Source organism: Pseudomonas sp. GM80, assembly GCF_000282515.1.
Taxonomy (GTDB): domain Bacteria; phylum Pseudomonadota; class Gammaproteobacteria; order Pseudomonadales; family Pseudomonadaceae; genus Aquipseudomonas.
Genome location: NZ_AKJD01000193.1, coordinates 1 through 14,987, shown reverse-complemented (window position 1 = coordinate 14,987; position 14,987 = coordinate 1). Strand labels below are relative to the sequence as shown.

General features: G+C 59.1%; 14 protein-coding genes. 4 read left to right on the top strand and 10 right to left on the bottom strand.

Annotated features, from left to right (window positions below; all coding sequences use genetic code 11):
- Nucleotides 1–137 precede the first annotated feature (137 nt).
- The 4 genes from garD to kdgD all read right to left on the bottom strand — a co-directional run bounded on the left by garD (nucleotide 138) and on the right by kdgD (nucleotide 5,725).
- Nucleotides 138–1,691 carry a galactarate dehydratase gene (gene garD, locus PMI37_RS25635; RefSeq protein ID WP_008086626.1) on the bottom strand — a complete coding sequence of 518 codons (1,554 nt, stop codon included), beginning with the start codon at nucleotides 1,689–1,691 and terminating at the stop codon, nucleotides 138–140.
- A gap of 11 nt (nucleotides 1,692–1,702) precedes the next feature.
- A complete protein-coding gene (locus PMI37_RS25630) occupies nucleotides 1,703–3,154 on the bottom strand; it encodes an MFS transporter (RefSeq protein WP_338009892.1) in 1,452 nt (483 codons plus the stop codon).
- 138 nt (nucleotides 3,155–3,292) lie between these two features.
- Nucleotides 3,293–4,738, bottom strand: a complete 1,446-nt coding sequence (locus PMI37_RS25625) for an aldehyde dehydrogenase family protein (RefSeq protein WP_008086621.1) — start codon at nucleotides 4,736–4,738, stop codon at nucleotides 3,293–3,295.
- A 75-nt stretch (nucleotides 4,739–4,813) separates the two neighbouring features.
- Nucleotides 4,814–5,725: a 5-dehydro-4-deoxyglucarate dehydratase gene (gene kdgD / locus PMI37_RS25620; protein WP_008086619.1), complete on the bottom strand. Its 912-nt coding sequence runs from the start codon at nucleotides 5,723–5,725 to the stop codon at nucleotides 4,814–4,816.
- A gap of 233 nt (nucleotides 5,726–5,958) precedes the next feature.
- Here kdgD and PMI37_RS25615 point away from each other — a divergent pair, with 233 nt between their 5' ends.
- Both PMI37_RS25615 and PMI37_RS25610 read left to right on the top strand, forming a co-directional pair.
- Entirely contained in the window at nucleotides 5,959–7,260 is a 1,302-nt protein-coding gene (locus tag PMI37_RS25615; protein ID WP_008086617.1) for a hypothetical protein, read from the top strand.
- Between the two features lie 11 nt (nucleotides 7,261–7,271).
- Nucleotides 7,272–7,460 (top strand): hypothetical protein, encoded by a 189-nt coding sequence (locus PMI37_RS25610; RefSeq protein WP_008086615.1) that lies wholly within the window; start codon nucleotides 7,272–7,274, stop codon nucleotides 7,458–7,460.
- A 211-nt stretch (nucleotides 7,461–7,671) separates the two neighbouring features.
- Here the strand turns inward: PMI37_RS25610 and PMI37_RS25605 are convergent, their stop codons facing one another.
- Together PMI37_RS25605 and PMI37_RS25600 are read right to left on the bottom strand one after the other, a co-directional pair.
- The gene (locus tag PMI37_RS25605) at nucleotides 7,672–8,421 is read right to left on the bottom strand and encodes a FadR/GntR family transcriptional regulator (RefSeq protein ID WP_177323337.1); all 750 of its coding nucleotides are present in this window, start codon (nucleotides 8,419–8,421) and stop codon (nucleotides 7,672–7,674) included.
- A 177-nt stretch (nucleotides 8,422–8,598) separates the two neighbouring features.
- On the bottom strand, nucleotides 8,599–10,326 hold the full coding sequence (locus tag PMI37_RS25600; RefSeq protein ID WP_008086612.1) for an ABC transporter ATP-binding protein/permease: 1,728 nt from the start codon (nucleotides 10,324–10,326) through the stop codon (nucleotides 8,599–8,601).
- Between the two features lie 271 nt (nucleotides 10,327–10,597).
- On the opposite strand from PMI37_RS25600, the gene PMI37_RS25595 reads away from it, so the two are divergent.
- Nucleotides 10,598–10,924 carry a hypothetical protein gene (locus PMI37_RS25595; RefSeq protein WP_008086608.1) on the top strand — a complete coding sequence of 109 codons (327 nt, stop codon included), beginning with the start codon at nucleotides 10,598–10,600 and terminating at the stop codon, nucleotides 10,922–10,924.
- Nucleotides 10,925–10,995: 71 nt separating this feature from the next.
- Here PMI37_RS25595 and PMI37_RS25590 read toward each other — a convergent pair whose 3' ends face one another.
- Together PMI37_RS25590 and PMI37_RS25585 are read right to left on the bottom strand one after the other, a co-directional pair.
- A complete protein-coding gene (locus PMI37_RS25590) occupies nucleotides 10,996–11,556 on the bottom strand; it encodes a response regulator transcription factor (RefSeq protein WP_003221630.1) in 561 nt (186 codons plus the stop codon).
- On the bottom strand, nucleotides 11,549–12,811 hold the full coding sequence (locus PMI37_RS25585; protein WP_008086607.1) for an ATP-binding protein: 1,263 nt from the start codon (nucleotides 12,809–12,811) through the stop codon (nucleotides 11,549–11,551). The genes PMI37_RS25590 and PMI37_RS25585 overlap by 8 nt, the downstream gene beginning before the upstream one ends.
- Nucleotides 12,812–13,210: 399 nt before the next feature.
- Here PMI37_RS25585 and PMI37_RS25580 point away from each other — a divergent pair, with 399 nt between their 5' ends.
- Nucleotides 13,211–13,927: an SIMPL domain-containing protein gene (locus PMI37_RS25580; RefSeq protein ID WP_008086606.1), complete on the top strand. Its 717-nt coding sequence runs from the start codon at nucleotides 13,211–13,213 to the stop codon at nucleotides 13,925–13,927.
- A gap of 196 nt (nucleotides 13,928–14,123) precedes the next feature.
- Here the strand turns inward: PMI37_RS25580 and PMI37_RS25575 are convergent, their stop codons facing one another.
- Both PMI37_RS25575 and PMI37_RS32315 read right to left on the bottom strand, forming a co-directional pair.
- Nucleotides 14,124–14,486: a DUF6124 family protein gene (locus tag PMI37_RS25575; protein ID WP_008086605.1), complete on the bottom strand. Its 363-nt coding sequence runs from the start codon at nucleotides 14,484–14,486 to the stop codon at nucleotides 14,124–14,126.
- Nucleotides 14,487–14,724: 238 nt separating this feature from the next.
- Nucleotides 14,725–14,987: hypothetical protein (locus PMI37_RS32315; protein WP_238552735.1), on the bottom strand; the 263-nt coding region annotated here is incomplete at its 5' end.

The window sequence follows — 14,987 nt, the reverse complement described above, 5'->3', positions numbered from 1 at the left end:
TCCTGTGACGCTCCGCGTCACGCTATTGGGACGCAGAGCGTCCCGGGCTGCATTCCCACGCGGAGCGTGGGAACGATCAAAGCGCATTCCAATGTAGGAGCTGCCGCAGGCTGCGATCTTTCCAAGGCGACGCGGTCTCAGGTAATCGGCGCCGGGTTGAACAACGTAATGTCGTTATGCAACTTGTGCTTCTCCGCCCACGTCTGCTGCTTGCCGCTCGCCACATCCAGATAGTAGTGAAACAACTCCCAGCCCAATTCCTCGATGGTCGCACGCCCGGTAGCAATCCGCCCGGCGTCGATATCGATCAGGTCCGGCCAGCGCTGCGCCAATTCCGTACGCGTCGAGACCTTCACCACTGGCGCCATCGCCAACCCATACGGCGTGCCACGCCCGGTGGTGAACACATGCAGGTTCATTCCCGCCGCCAACTGCAACGTGCCACAGACAAAATCACTCGCCGGCGTCGCACAGAAAATCAAACCCTTCTGCTTGAACCGCTCGCCCGGACCGAGCACGCCGTTGATCGCGCTGCTGCCGGATTTGACGATCGACCCCAACGACTTTTCGACAATGTTCGACAGCCCGCCCTTCTTGTTCCCCGGCGTGGTATTCGCACTGCGATCCGCTTCACCCTTGGCCAGGTAACGGTCGTACCAGTCCATCTCGCGCACCAGTTCCTCGGCCACAGTCTTGGTTTCAGCACGAGAAGTGAGCAGATAAATCGCATCGCGCACTTCAGTGACTTCGGAAAACATCACCGTCGCCCCCGCGCGCAACAACAAGTCCGAGGCATAACCCAACGCCGGGTTGGCGGTGATCCCGGAAAACGCGTCGCTGCCGCCGCACTGCATGCCGAGGATCAACTCGGAGGCCGGCACGGTTTCGCGGCGGCGCTGGTCGAGTTTCTTCAGGCGCACTTCAGCCAGTTCCATGATCTGCTCGATCATCTCGGTGAAACCGTGACTGGAATCCTGCAAGCGATACAGCCACGGATCGCTGAGATCGACCGAGGCATCGTCCTCGTGCATCACCTGCCCGGCCTGCAATTTCTCGCAGCCCAGGCTGATCACCAACGCTTCGCCGCCGAGGTTCGGGTTGCGCGCCAGATTGCGCACGGTGCGAATCGGGATGTAAGCGTCGGTGGCAGTAATCGCCACGCCGCAGCCGTAACTGTGAGTCAGTGCCACCACGTCATCGACGTGCGGGTACTTCGGCAGCAACTCTTCCTTGATGCGTTTTACCGCGTGATCGAGCACGCCGGTGACGCACTGCACCGTGGTGGTGATGCCGAGAATGTTGCGCGTGCCGACGGTGCCGTCAGCGTTGCGATAACCCTCGAAAGTGAAACCTTCCAGCGCTGCCTGCGCGTCCGGCACGTCGGTGGACAGCGGCAAGCTGTCCAGCGGCGGCGCGGTCGGCATGCGCAGTTGATCTTCCTTGACCCAACTGCCCCGGCGGATCGGCTGCAACGCGTAGCCGATCACCTGACCGTAGCGAATCACCTGGCCGCCCTCAGGAATGTCTTCGAGCGTAACCTTGTGGCTCTGCGGCACGAATTCCACGGTCACCAGACCATCGGCAAATTCAGTGCCGGCCGGTGCGCCCTGATCGTTGACCACTACCACTACGTTATCCCGCTCGTGCAGGCGGATGTGGCGTGGCGAGTCGGAATGTTCAATCAACTGCATGACGCCGCTCCTCAGGAATGCGCTTGAGACAATTTGCCGGTGGCTTCAATACCGCCGTTGGTTGGCGGCTCTTTGAGTACCACACGCTTGATCGGGCCAACGATGACCAAGTAGCTGAACACCGCCACCAGTGCGTTGGCACCGACGAATACCAGCGCCCATTTGAACGAACCGGTGGAACTGATGATGTAGCCAATCACGATCGGTGTGGTGATCGAAGCGATGTTGCCGAAGGTGTTGAACAGGCCACCGCTCAGACCGGCGATCTGTTTTGGCGAGGTGTCGGAGACCACCGCCCAACCGAGTGCGCCAACGCCTTTGCCGAAGAAGGCCAGGGCCATGAAGCCGACGACCATCCATTCCACATCAACATAGTTGCAGGCCACGATGCTGCTGGAAACCAGCAGGCCGGCGATGATCGGCGCTTTGCGGGCGAAGGTCAGCGAGTGGCCCTTGCGCAGCAGGTAATCGGAAATCACCCCGCCAAGCACACCACCGATAAACCCGCAGATCGCCGGCAACGAAGCGATGAAACCGGCCTTGAGAATGGTCATGCCACGCTCTTGCACCAGGTAGACCGGGAACCAGGTCAGGAAGAAGTAAGTGATGCCGTTGATGCAGTACTGGCCCAGATACACGCCGAGCATCATGCGGTTGGTCAGCAACTGACGGATGTAGTCCCATTTCGGGCCGTCGGCTTTTTTGCCTTGCTTGACGTCCATGTCGACCATGCCGCCGTTGTCGGCGATGAACTGCACTTCGGCTTCGTTGGCCAGCGGGTGTTGGCGCGGGCTGTGGATAACCTTAAGCCAGATGCCCGAGAAGACGATACCGAACACGCCCATGACAATGAACACATGTTCCCAGCCGAAGGAGTAAACGATCCAGCCCATCAGCGGTGCAAACAACACGGTGGCAAAGTATTGCGCCGAGTTGAAGATCGCCGAAGCGGTGCCGCGTTCAGCGGTCGGGAACCATGCAGCAACGATGCGCGCGTTGCCAGGGAACGACGGCGCTTCAGCCAGGCCGACCAGAAAACGCAGCATGAACAGCGCAACGATGGCCGTGGACATGCCGAACTCACCGACAAAGCCTTGCAGCACGGTGAACAGCGACCAGGTGAAAATGCTCAGGGCATAGACTTTTTTCGAGCCGAACCGATCGAGCAGCCAGCCACCGGGAATTTGCCCGGCCACGTAGGCCCAACCGAATGCAGAGAAGATATAGCCGAGGGTAACGGCGTCGATGCCCAGATCTTTTTGCAGGCTGGAGCCGGCAATGGCGATCGTGGCGCGGTCGGCGTAGTTGATCGTGGTCACCAGAAACAGCATGAGCAAGATCAAATAGCGGACGTGAGTCGGCTTGGACGATTGCATGTAGAGGTACTCCCACTGATTATTTTTATGCGCGGGTGAATCTTCTTTGGTCCCCGGTTTTCCGGGTGTCCCTGAATCACGGGATATTCGTATTTCAGGTTCCCTGTAGGAGCTGCCGAAGGCTGCGATCTTTTGATCTTGACCTTGAAAACAGGATCAAAAGATCGCAGCCTGCGGCAGCTCCTACAGCGATTGCGGTGTCAGGGTCGACACCGCGTGCTGCATTCAGGAGCCGATGTAGCTGGTCTTCACGACCGTGTAGAACTCTTGCGCATAGCGGCCTTGCTCACGTGAGCCATAGGATGAACCCTTACGGCCACCGAACGGAACGTGATAATCGACGCCGGCCGTCGGCAGGTTGACCATGACCATCCCGGCCTGGGAGTGACGCTTGAAGTGGTTGGCGTACTTCAGCGAAGTCGTCGCGATACCCGCCGACAAACCGAACTCGGTGTCGTTGGCCATCGCCAGCGCCGCGTCGTAATCGGCCACGCGAACAATGTTGGCCACCGGCCCGAAAATCTCTTCACGGCTGATGCGCATCGACGCTTCGCTGTCGGCAAACAGCGTTGGCGCGAGGAAGTAGCCTTCGGTGTCACAGGTCACCAGACCGCCACCGCTGACCAGACGCGCACCTTCGGACTGGCCAATGTCGATGTACTTCATGTCCTGTTCGAGCTGCGCTTGCGAAACCACTGGACCGATGTCGGTACCGGATTTCAGCGCGTGGCCGACCTTGATCGACTTCATGCGCTCGGCCATCGCCTCGACGAACTTGTCGTGAATCCCGGCAGTGACGATCAAGCGGCTGGAAGCGGTGCAACGCTGGCCTGTGGAGTAGAACGCGCTCTGCACCGACAGCTCGACCGCTTGTTTGAGGTCGGCGTCGTCGAGAATGATTTGCGGGTTCTTGCCACCCATTTCCAGCTGGACCTTGGCTTGGCGCGACACGCAGTTAACGGCGATCTGACGACCCACGCCCACCGAACCGGTGAAGCTGATGCCATCGACTTTCGGGCTCTGCACCAACGCATCGCCAACCACGCGGCCGCTGCCCATCACCAGGTTGAACACGCCAGCCGGGAAGCCTGCGCGGGAGATGATTTCCGCCAGTGCCCAAGCGCAACCTGGTACCAGATCGGCCGGTTTCAACACTACGCAGTTGCCGTAGGCCAGCGCCGGGGCGATTTTCCACGCCGGGATCGCAATCGGGAAGTTCCACGGAGTGATCAGACCGACCACGCCCAGCGCTTCGCGGGTCACTTCAACGTTGACGCCCGGACGCACCGACGGAACATAGTCGCCGGACAGGCGCAGGCATTCACCAGCGAAGAACTTGAAGATGTTGCCGGCGCGGGTCACTTCGCCGATGGCTTCGGGCAGGGTCTTGCCCTCTTCGCGCGCCAGCAAGGTGCCGAGTTCTTCACGACGGGCGAGGATTTCCGTGCCGATTTTATCCAGCGAATCGTGGCGAGCCTGAATGCCCGAAGTCGAGTACGCCGGGAATGCGGCGCGGGCGGCGTCGATGGCGGCGTGTACCTGCGTCAGGTCGGCCTTGGCGTAGTCACCGATGGTGTCGCTGAGTTCGGACGGGTTGATGTTGGCCGAGTAGTCGGCACCGGCAACCCATTCACCGTTGATGTAGTTGTCATAGCGTTTTGCAGTTGTCACAGGAGCAGCCCTCACATCTCAAAGCCTTCACGCAAAAAGCCGCTGATTGCTCAGCGGCCTCGGTTTCATCGGGTGTTACTGCGCACCCTGCTTGTCGATCAGGGCGGCGAGCATTTCGTACTCTTCGCGCGTCAGATCGGTCAGCGGCGCCCGCACCGGGCCTGCGTCATAACCGGCGATTTTTGCGCCTGCCTTGACGATGCTCACGGCATAACCGGCCTTGCGGTTGCGGATGTCGAGGTACGGCAGGAAGAAGTCGTCGATGATCTTGCCGACGGTGGCGTGATCTTCACGGGCGATCGCGTGGTAGAAGTCCATCGCGGTTTTCGGGATGAAGTTGAACACCGCCGAGGAGTAGACCGGAACGCCCAGCGCCTTGTAGGCAGCGGCGTAGACTTCGGCGGTCGGCAGGCCACCCAGGTAGGTGAAGCGATCACCGAGGCGGCGACGGATCGACACCATCAACTCGATATCGCCGAGACCGTCCTTGTAGCCGATCAGGTTCGGGCAGCGCTCGGCCAGACGTTCCAGCAGCGGCGCGGTCAGGCGGCAGACGTTGCGGTTGTAGACAACCACGCCGATGTTGACCGATTTGCACACGGCTTCAACGTGGTCGGCAACACCGTCCTGGCTGGCTTCGGTCAGGTAGTGCGGCAGCAGCAACAGACCTTTGGCGCCCAGACGCTCGGCTTCCTGAGCGTACTCGATGGCCTGACGGGTCGAACCGCCAACACCGGCGAGGATCGGCACGCTGGTGGCGCAGGTGTCGACGGCAGTCTTGATGATTTCCGAATATTCGCTGGCCGCCAGGGAGAAAAACTCACCGGTGCCGCCTGCGGCGAACAGCGCCGAGGCGCCGTATGGGGCCAGCCATTCCAGACGCTTGATGTAGCCCGCGCGGTTGAAATCACCCTGCGCGTTGAAATCGGTCACCGGGAAAGACAGCAAACCGGTAGAGAGGATGGACTTCAGTTCTTGTGGATTCATTATTCGAACACCCTGGTAGCGACGTTTTATTGTGATTGAACCGTTCAGCCTTCGCCGAAGTTGTAGGTCATCGTACAACTTAAAAAATAACCGTCAACTGCATTTCATCGCCGGCGCAACCTTGTGGGTAGGACTCTGCTTAGCTTGACGTAGGAAATCTCTGGGCTAGGCTCACGAAAACTGTACATATAAACAGTATTAATTTTCTTTCAAGGCATATCAAGGAGTGAGAAATGTCAGACCTAAAGGCACAAAACGCGGACGAGAATCCGCCTCTTTTGGCCCGATTCGAAGATTTGTTCACTGAGACCGGCATCGCGATCAATGACACGACGCCTCATCTGGTGTTGCACATCGCCGATTCGAAAACGGAGCCCCCTCTTCCAACGACCGCCATAAAGCCTCCGAGAAAAAAAGGCCTGTCGTTCTATTTCGAGACGTTTGAGCACATGACCATTGGCAATGATGTGCTGTTGCGCTTTAGCGAAGACGACGTGCCGAAACGCGCCAGCGATATCAAATTGCACTTGGTCAACGGACTGGCATTGACCTACGGCCAAGTGTTGGCACTGGGCGGGGACTTCTACGGTATTGCGGATCGGCCGATCTGCGACGGCACCACCGGCCCTGATCGCCGGTCGCGCTTTATCGCAGCGTTCAACTCTCTGGGCGTTTTACCGAGCTCGGTGGCGGAGGTTGCGAAAATCCTCGACGTAGCGCAAAAAGAGGCCAATGCCGTCGCGCAGGCCATCAGGGACGGCAAAGAAGCCGAACAAGCTTACGCCGCCTTAGGTGATACGTTGTCCGAAGAGTGGAACCGGATAACCGGCGGTGGCAGCGTGTTCTCGGACCTGTTCCCGCTGGGGCGCTATTTGAAGCTGGCCGCCAACAACGCTGACCATTTCGGTCATTGGGCAATCCTGGCATACATCGCCGGCCACGGTGCCGCGCTGCAACACGCGGCAACGGCTCACGCCAGCCAGGATCGGAAAATCCTCGAACAGGCGTATGCGATGAACGCCTTTGCCGATCACTTCCTGACCGACCTTTTCGCTTCCGGCCATCTGCGCGTGCCACGCAAGGAGCTTGCGGAACAAGTGACACCGGGCGATCTGGGTTCGCTGATCTCGCGATTCATGCACGACGAAGACAACAAGTACGGGCTCAAGGTGCGCAACAGCCTGGGAGAGCAATGGCGCGCGTATGGCGACAAGCGCTATTTCGATTTGCTCGATGAAGCCCGATTCCCCATCACACTTGCGGTGCAGGCGTCTGCCGATGAGGTCTTCAGCGCATATGCCAGCGGCACGGTATTGGACGAGCGCGGCTTCACGGCCCTGCAACACCTGCCTGATCTGAACGCCGTACTGACCCCGGCCAGCAACTTTTCGCCGTTGTTTCGCCTCGAGGGCGACAAGGTGTTGCGGCGCAAGGACGTCAACAATCTGAACGACACGGCCACCGTCGACGACTGGTGGGGCTGGAGCACGTACCTGCTGCTCAAGGACTACAAACCCACCGGCAACACAAATTGAGGGACGCTGAGATGACGATCAGATTGAAAGTGCAACTGGCTTCGGGACAGTCCCTTGAGAATGCGCCATTGGAGTTGCTGGCGGATGGCAAGCCGATTGCGCGAGCGATTGTGGATAAAGACGGGAGGGTGACGTTTGATGCGTCGCCGGGTAAAGGGCCGCTGGCAGTGAGGGTGGATCGCTCGATCATGCAGCGCTGAATCCAAGGGCCCCATCGCTGGCAAGCCAGCTCCCACACGGATTGATGCCGTGCGCAAAAATGGCTTAACAAATGACCGCTGTGGAAACTGGCTTGCCAGCCCTCACACTGAATGAGGTGGTACACAAAATCCGCTTCAACACAGGCCCCTGTGGGAGCTGGCTTGCCAGCGATAGCGGTGTGTCAAACCCCACAACGCATAAGCAGAAAGCTCAACCCCGCTGCGCCTGCGCCTCTTCATGGGCCTGGCGCAACCGTTCGCGGCTATTAGTCAGATGCAATCGCATCGCCGCCCTTGCCGCATCGGAATCCTGCCGGGCAATCGCCTCATAAATCTCTTCATGTTCACGGCTCAGGCGATTCATGTAGTGCTGCTGATCATCATGCGCCAGTCGCGCGGAATTCAGCCGCGTGCGCGGAATGATGCTGGTGCCCAGGTGGGTCATGATGTCGGTGAAATAGCGATTGCCGGTCGACAGCGCGATTTCCAGGTGGAAGGCGAAGTCGGACGCGACGGCATCACTGGCGTGGGCGACGCTGTCGTTCAATGCATCGAGCGCGGCGCGCATGGTTGCCAGTTGCTCGGGGCTGCGGCGTTGCGCGGCGAGACCGGCGGACTCCACTTCGAGGCTGATACGCAATTCGAGAATCGCCAACACATCCCGCAACGTAACAACCGTGGCCGGGTCGATGCGGAAGCCGCTCGGGCTTGGCGTGTCGAGCACAAACGTGCCGATGCCATGGCGGGTTTCCACTTGGCCTGCAGCCTGCAAACGGGAAATCGCCTCGCGCACCACGGTGCGGCTGACGCCATGGGCTTCCATGATTGCCGACTCGGTCGGCAGCTTGTCGCCACGCTTGAGCAGACCATCGCGGATCTGCTCGCTCAGCACCGTCACCAGTTCCTGGGCCAGGCTGCGGCGCTTGCGTGGGAGGCGCGGGGTGTCGATCAGGTTTTCCATGGTCTGCATCTTGTCTCGAAAATTCGGCTTGGGGTGCATCATAGCTCAAGCAAGTTGTACGATCACTTTCAACACGACGTTCCTGTAGGTGCTGCCGAAGGCTGCGATCTTTTGATCTTGACCTTTTAGAATCAAAAGATCGCAGCCTTCGGCAGCTCCTACAAGGGATCTATGGCGTCAGGCGGTCACGGTTTGCTCTACCAAGTGCCCGCTGTCGATGCGCACATGCCTTGGATGAAATCGTTTCAAACTGCTGCGATGACCGACGCTGACAATGCTCAGGCCCGGCAACTGATCGATCAGCGCCTGATACAGCGTCGCCTCGTCTTCCTCATCCATCGCCGACGTGGCTTCGTCCATGTACAGCCATTGCGGCGCATAAAGCATGGCGCGGGCGAAAGCCAAGCGCTGTTGCTCACCCGGCGAGAGCATGCGCTGCCAGTGATTGGCTTCATCCAGACGCTTGACCAGATGCGGCAGACGGCAGGTTTCCAGCACCTGGGCATAACGCTCCGGTGAATAGGTGTCGCCGGGTTGTGGATAACTCAACGCCTCGCGCAACGTGCCGATCGGCAGATACGGTTTTTGCGGCAGAAACAGATAACGCGCCGCCGGCAAACGAATATTGCCGTGCCCCGCTGGCCATAGATGTCCCATCGCCCGCAGCAGGGTCGACTTGCCGCTGCCGGAACGGCCACTGAGCATTACACGCTCACCCGGCTCGACGGTCATGTCGGCGCTGGTCAACAGATGACGGCCGTCGGCCAGGTCGAGGCCAAGGTTGTGCACCTTCAATTCACTGCCCTGACTCTGCACATCGATGGCCGGCACCCGCTGCTCGTTGTCGGTCATCGCCTGACGGAAACTCAGCAGACGATCACAGGTGGCGCGCCACGAGGCCAGCTCTTGATAGGCGCTGATGAACCAGCTGAAACTCTCCTGAACGTTGCCGAATGCGGAGCTGATCTGCATCAGTTCACCGAGTTCGATCTTGCCGGTGAAGTAACGCGGTGCCGCAACGATAAACGGGAAGATCACGGCTGCCTGGCTGTAGCCGGCGGTAAAAAAGGTCAGTCGCTTGGACACTTTCATAATGTCCCAGAAGTTGTGCCAGACCAGACCGAAACGGTTGCTCAGGCGGCGGTTCTCGTTCGGCTCGCCGTTATACAACGCGATGCTCTCGGCATTCTCACGAATTCGCACCATGGAGAAACGCAGGTCAGCTTCGAAACGTTGTTGTCTGTTGTTCAGACCGATCAGGCGCCGACCGATCAAATGCGTCAGCCAACTACCCACCCCTGCATAAATCAGCACACACCAGAACATGTAGCCGGGAATCGTTACCCCGAACACTTCGATGCTGCCCGATACGCCCCAGAGGATGATCGAAAAAGACACCAGACTGACGACATTGCTCAGCAAGCCAATACCCAGGCTCAAGGTGGTGGCGGTGAATTTGTTGAGGTCTTCGGAAATCCGCTGGTCCGGGTTATCGGTGTAACCGCCCTGCTCCAGCTGGTAGTAATTCTTGTCGGCAAGCCAACGGGAAAAATGCTTTTCAGTGAGCCACGCCCGCCAGCGAATCGTCAGCATCTGGGTCAGATACAGCCTGTACACGGCACCAACAATCGCCACGGCCGCAATGCCGCAAAAATACAGAATCAAGCGCCAGAACGCCGCTTCATCCTTCTTCTGCAGCGCGTTGTAGAAATCCTTGTACCAGGTGTTGAACCACACCGAGATGCCCACGCTCAGCAGCGAGAGTGCGATCACCGCAATCAGCAGCGTCCAGGCCTTGCCCTTCTCTTCACTGCGCCAGTACGGCGTGATGATCGCCCACACCTTACGAAAAAACTGCCCGCGCACAGCATCGTTGACCGCGGAATATTCAGCGTTCTGATTCATGGATAAGGCTCGATATAGAAAAGAACAGACACGCACCGATCATAGTAGATCGGTGCGTTTTATCGCGAGGGTGGGACAGGCTCATTCAGGGAATGTTCAGAATCAGAAGGGTTTTGGCCGTGCAGACAATGCCCATACCGTTCGTCACGACTGTCAGAGTTGACAGTAGAGTGGGGAGATTCTGGCTGATCAACTGCATTAGCCTCCTGCGAGCGACTTCGCTGTGATCAGGAGAACAGAGCAGCCCCCCTGACATCGAAAGGAATTGATCATGACTGAGACAAAAAACCCACTCAATGCTCCAGCCAGCGAATCCATTGAGAATGGCAAACTGTCTATCAGTAAGCTGGGCGCATCGGGAGCCAAGTTCAGATTCTGGTCCGACAATCCCGAAGTTCACATCGGAAATGTCTGGATTGGTGAGGCCTCCGAACCCAAAATCGAACAGAAACCCGGTAAACCGAATGAGTTCATTCTCACAGTTTCAAAGCCGACCGTGGAAAGTTGGTTAGGGCTGGATCTCTACGCGCAATGCCACGCGACTCTGCACGACACCGATCTCACTTCGCCAAAAACGTTCTTTACCGTTGTAAGTTGAATCCAGGGCGCTACCCGAGCTGTCGGGTAGCGCCTATTTATTCAGTCTTACTCGATTTTGCCAAAAATCTCTCAGCGACGAACCGGGCGCTTCTGCAGTTTGCGCTGCAGGGTACGGCGGTGCATGCCCAGGGCGCGGGCAGTGGCGGAGATGTTGCCTTCGTGTTCGGTGAGCACGCGTTGGATGTGTTCCCACTGCAGGCGATCGACCGACATCGGGTTTTCCGGCACCAGACTGTCCAGGTCAGCGTGCTCGGAGAGCAGCGCGGCCAGTACGTCGTCGGCGTCGGCCGGTTTGCACAGGTAGTTGCAGGCACCGCGCTTGATCGCCTCGACGGCGGTGGCAATGCTCGAATAACCGGTGAGGATCACCACGCGCATTTCCGGGTCCAGCTCCAGCAGCTTGGGCAGCAGCACCAGACCGGAGTCGCCGTCCATTTTCAGGTCGAGCGCAGCGTAATCAGGCAGATCGGCCTGGGCGATGGTCAGGCCTTCTTCGGCCGAACCTGCGGTGCTGACGCGAAAGCCACGACGAGCCATGGCGCGCGCCATCACTCGGGTGAACGTTGCGTCGTCGTCGACCAGCAGCAAATGCGGCAGTTCTTCGCCTTCGACTTGGATTTCGTCACTCATGTTGGTCTCCTCGGGCGCCGTGGGGCAGGCGCAGCTCGGTGAGCGTGCCGCCTTCCTCATGACTATAGAGTTTCACTGAGCCGCCGGCGCGTGTCACGCTGGCCTTGCTCAAAAACAGGCCCAGGCCGAAACCTTTGCCCTTGGTGGTAAAAAATGGTTTGCCGATCTGCTCGGCGATGGCCAGCGGCACACCGGCACCGTGGTCACGAATACTGATGGTCACGGTTTCCGCGTCCCAGTCCAGGGTCACTTTGAGATTTTCCGGGCAGGCATCGGCGGCGTTGTTGAGCAGATTCAACAGCGCCTGAGTCAGATCCGGCGGCGGCGCCATGCGCGGCACAGTGCCTTGGCCGAGACGGTGGAAGCGATAACTGGCTTCCGGGCGCATCAGGTGCCAGCGGTTAAGTGCTTCGTCGAGCCAGTCGGTGACGTCCTGCATCTCGACGGCCAGACGTCGATTGGCTTCGGCGGCGCGGACCAATTGCTGCAAGGTTTCCTTGCACAGTTTGACCTGGTCCTGCAGCACCTTCAGATCGTCCTGCAACAGCGGGTCGGGATGATCCTGCTGCATCTCCTTGAGCAACACGCTCATGGTCGCCAGCGGTGTACCGAGTTCATGCGCAGCGCCAGCAGCCTGGGTGGCGACGGCCAGCAATTGCTGATCGCGCAGACCTTCTTCACGACGGATCGCACGTAACTCTTCCTGACGGCGCAGCTCTTCGGCCATGCGCGCGGCGAAGAACGTGATCACCGCAGCGGCCAGCGCAAAGCTCAGCCACATGCCGTAGATCTGCAGGTTCTCGCGGGCCACCGGCAGGGTTTCCAACGGATAGAAACGCGTCAGCATCACGGTGTACAGCGCCAGCGCGATGCCCGACAGGATCACCGAATAACGCCACGGCAGCGTCACGGCGGCGATGGTCAGCGGCACCAGATAATAGGAAACGAACGGGTTGGTCGAACCGCCGGAGAAATACAGCAGCGCACTGTGGATCACCAGATCGCAGGCCAGTTGCAGGGCGTATTCAAGCTCGGTCACCGGCCACGAGGTGCGCAAGCGCACGGCGGTGAACACGCAGAGCAGAATCGAACAGCCGAGGGTCATCGCCAGTTGCACCCACGGCAACGGCAACAGCTGCAGCCAGTAGGCCAGGCCTACGGAACCTGCCTGCGCGGCGAGCACCAGCGTGCGGATGAAAGTCAGCCGCCAGAGGTTCTGGCGAGTGGCGGAAGTCAGTTGTACGGGGGCGAGCATGAGCTCTCCTGATGAGCGCTCCAGGCGGATCGCACGGAGTATAACCAAGCCGCGCCCTTCAGAGGCGAAAGTGCGGCAAACGACCACATGGCGACGATGGACCGGGGCTACCGGAGATCAATTGTGGCGAGGGGATTTATCCCCGCTGGGTGGCGGAGCCGCCCCAAATCATGCGACCTCATTTAACCAGACATACCGCGTCAGCCGGATTTGCGACTGCTGCGCAGCCGAACGGGGATAAATCCCCTCGCCACAAAAACTTTCTCGACTTGGGATCAGCGGTGAGCCGGGGTATCTGTATAGAAGTTGTAACTGGGCGAACCGGAGCATAAAAGCTAGAGTCTGATGGTTTCACGCAGGCCCCCGAACCATCACCTGCGCCCTCATCAAGGAGCTTTCATGCACACATTTCGCCGCAGCGCCGCCCTTCTCGCCCTGACCGTCGGCAGCGTCGCCAGCCTCCCGGCCCTGGCCGCCGATGAGCTGCACTACAACCAGATCTCCCTGCGCGCCGAAGTCAGCACGGAAGTCGCCCGCGACCAGATGATCGTCACCCTCTACACCGAAGAGCAAAACACCGACCCGGCCAAACTCGCCGCCGACGTCAGCACCACCATGAACAAGGCCCTGGCCCAGGCCAAGCAAGTCAAAGACATCACCCTGCGCCAGGGCAGCCGCAACAGCTACCCGATCTATGACACCAAAGGCCAAAAGATCACCGGCTGGCGGGAACGCGCCGAACTGCGCCTGGAAAGCTCCGACTTCGCCGCCCTGTCCAAACTCACCGGCGAACTGTTGGGCGACCTGAAAATGGGTGGCATGGACTTCGCCATCGCCGACGCGACCCGCAAAACCAGTGAAGACCAACTGCTGAAAGAAGCTGTCAGCGCCTTCAAGGCCCGCGCGCAACTGGCCTCCGACGCCCTGGGCGGCAAGGGCTACAAAATCGTCAACCTGAACCTCAACAGCAACGGTTATCCACAACCGTACCTGCGTGCACCGATGATGATGAAAGCGGCGGCGATGGATTCGGCGCCAGTGACGCCGGAAGTTGAAGCAGGCACCAGCCAGGTGAGCATGACGGCTGATGGTTCGATTGAAGTGTTGATGCAGTGATTTGACGTGGGCTGAATGAAAGACCGGCGATCCGTGAAGGGTCGCCGGTTTTTTTGTGTCCGAATTTTGGGGGGAATGATTTGCCGCCATCGCTGGCAAGCCAGCTCCCACAGGTTCTGTAGTGTTTTGAAAATTGCATACAACCCTGTGGGAGCGGGCTTGCCCGCGATGAACGATAACGCGGTATCCCGACCAATCAGGTCTGCGGATCCACCCGATCCAGCGCCCGGTTCACGGCAAGCTCCGCCAGCATCACAATCTGCTGAATCGCCAGCGCCGTGCTGCGTTGCGGACGGCTGAGCTGATCAGCGAAATCGCCTGCCATGACATTCGCCGAAGCGAGTGACTCGCAGGCATGCGCGAGCAGACTTTCCGTGTCGATGTTCGGGTGAACAAGGAACATCGTGCTGGGCAGACGCGGTTTACTGGGTTCGGGGCTGAGGTAGAAATCGAGGGCGCGTTTTATCGCTTCGCGGTTTTTGATCTGATCGTCGGCGCGGATGGCGTCTTCGAGCGGGGTTGTGGATTCGAGGGGTGGATCGGGAACTGGCTTATTCATTGGAAACCCTATTTTTGCAAATGAGGGCCATCCCTTGCCGTTTCTCACGCGGCGAAGTGGGTGGCAGCTGTGTGCGGGGTGAGAAACCGGAAAAATAGGAAACCGGCCAGACCGAAGTCTGCCCGCACACAGCCGCCATAGCGCATTTGCAGACAGCGAATAAGCTGGCGGCAATTATGCGGATACGGGAACCGAATCACTAATTTTTCCCGGGTTCTCACACCCGTCCGCTGATCATTCAGCGACACCCAGAGCCTAGAGAGCCCACGTCCGACGGACAACCTGAAAACCTTGTGGGAAGGTTCCCCAATTTCACAACACTTTTAAACACCCCACCCCTGTAGGAGCTGCCGAAGGCTGCGATCTTTTGACGTTGATCTTTCAACACCAGAAGCAAGATCAAACGATCGCAGCCTTCGGCAGCTCCTACATGAAACTCGCGGCGCAGCCGCACCACTCGCAGGATGAGCGTTAGCTCGGCTGCAGCTCTTGATCTTGATC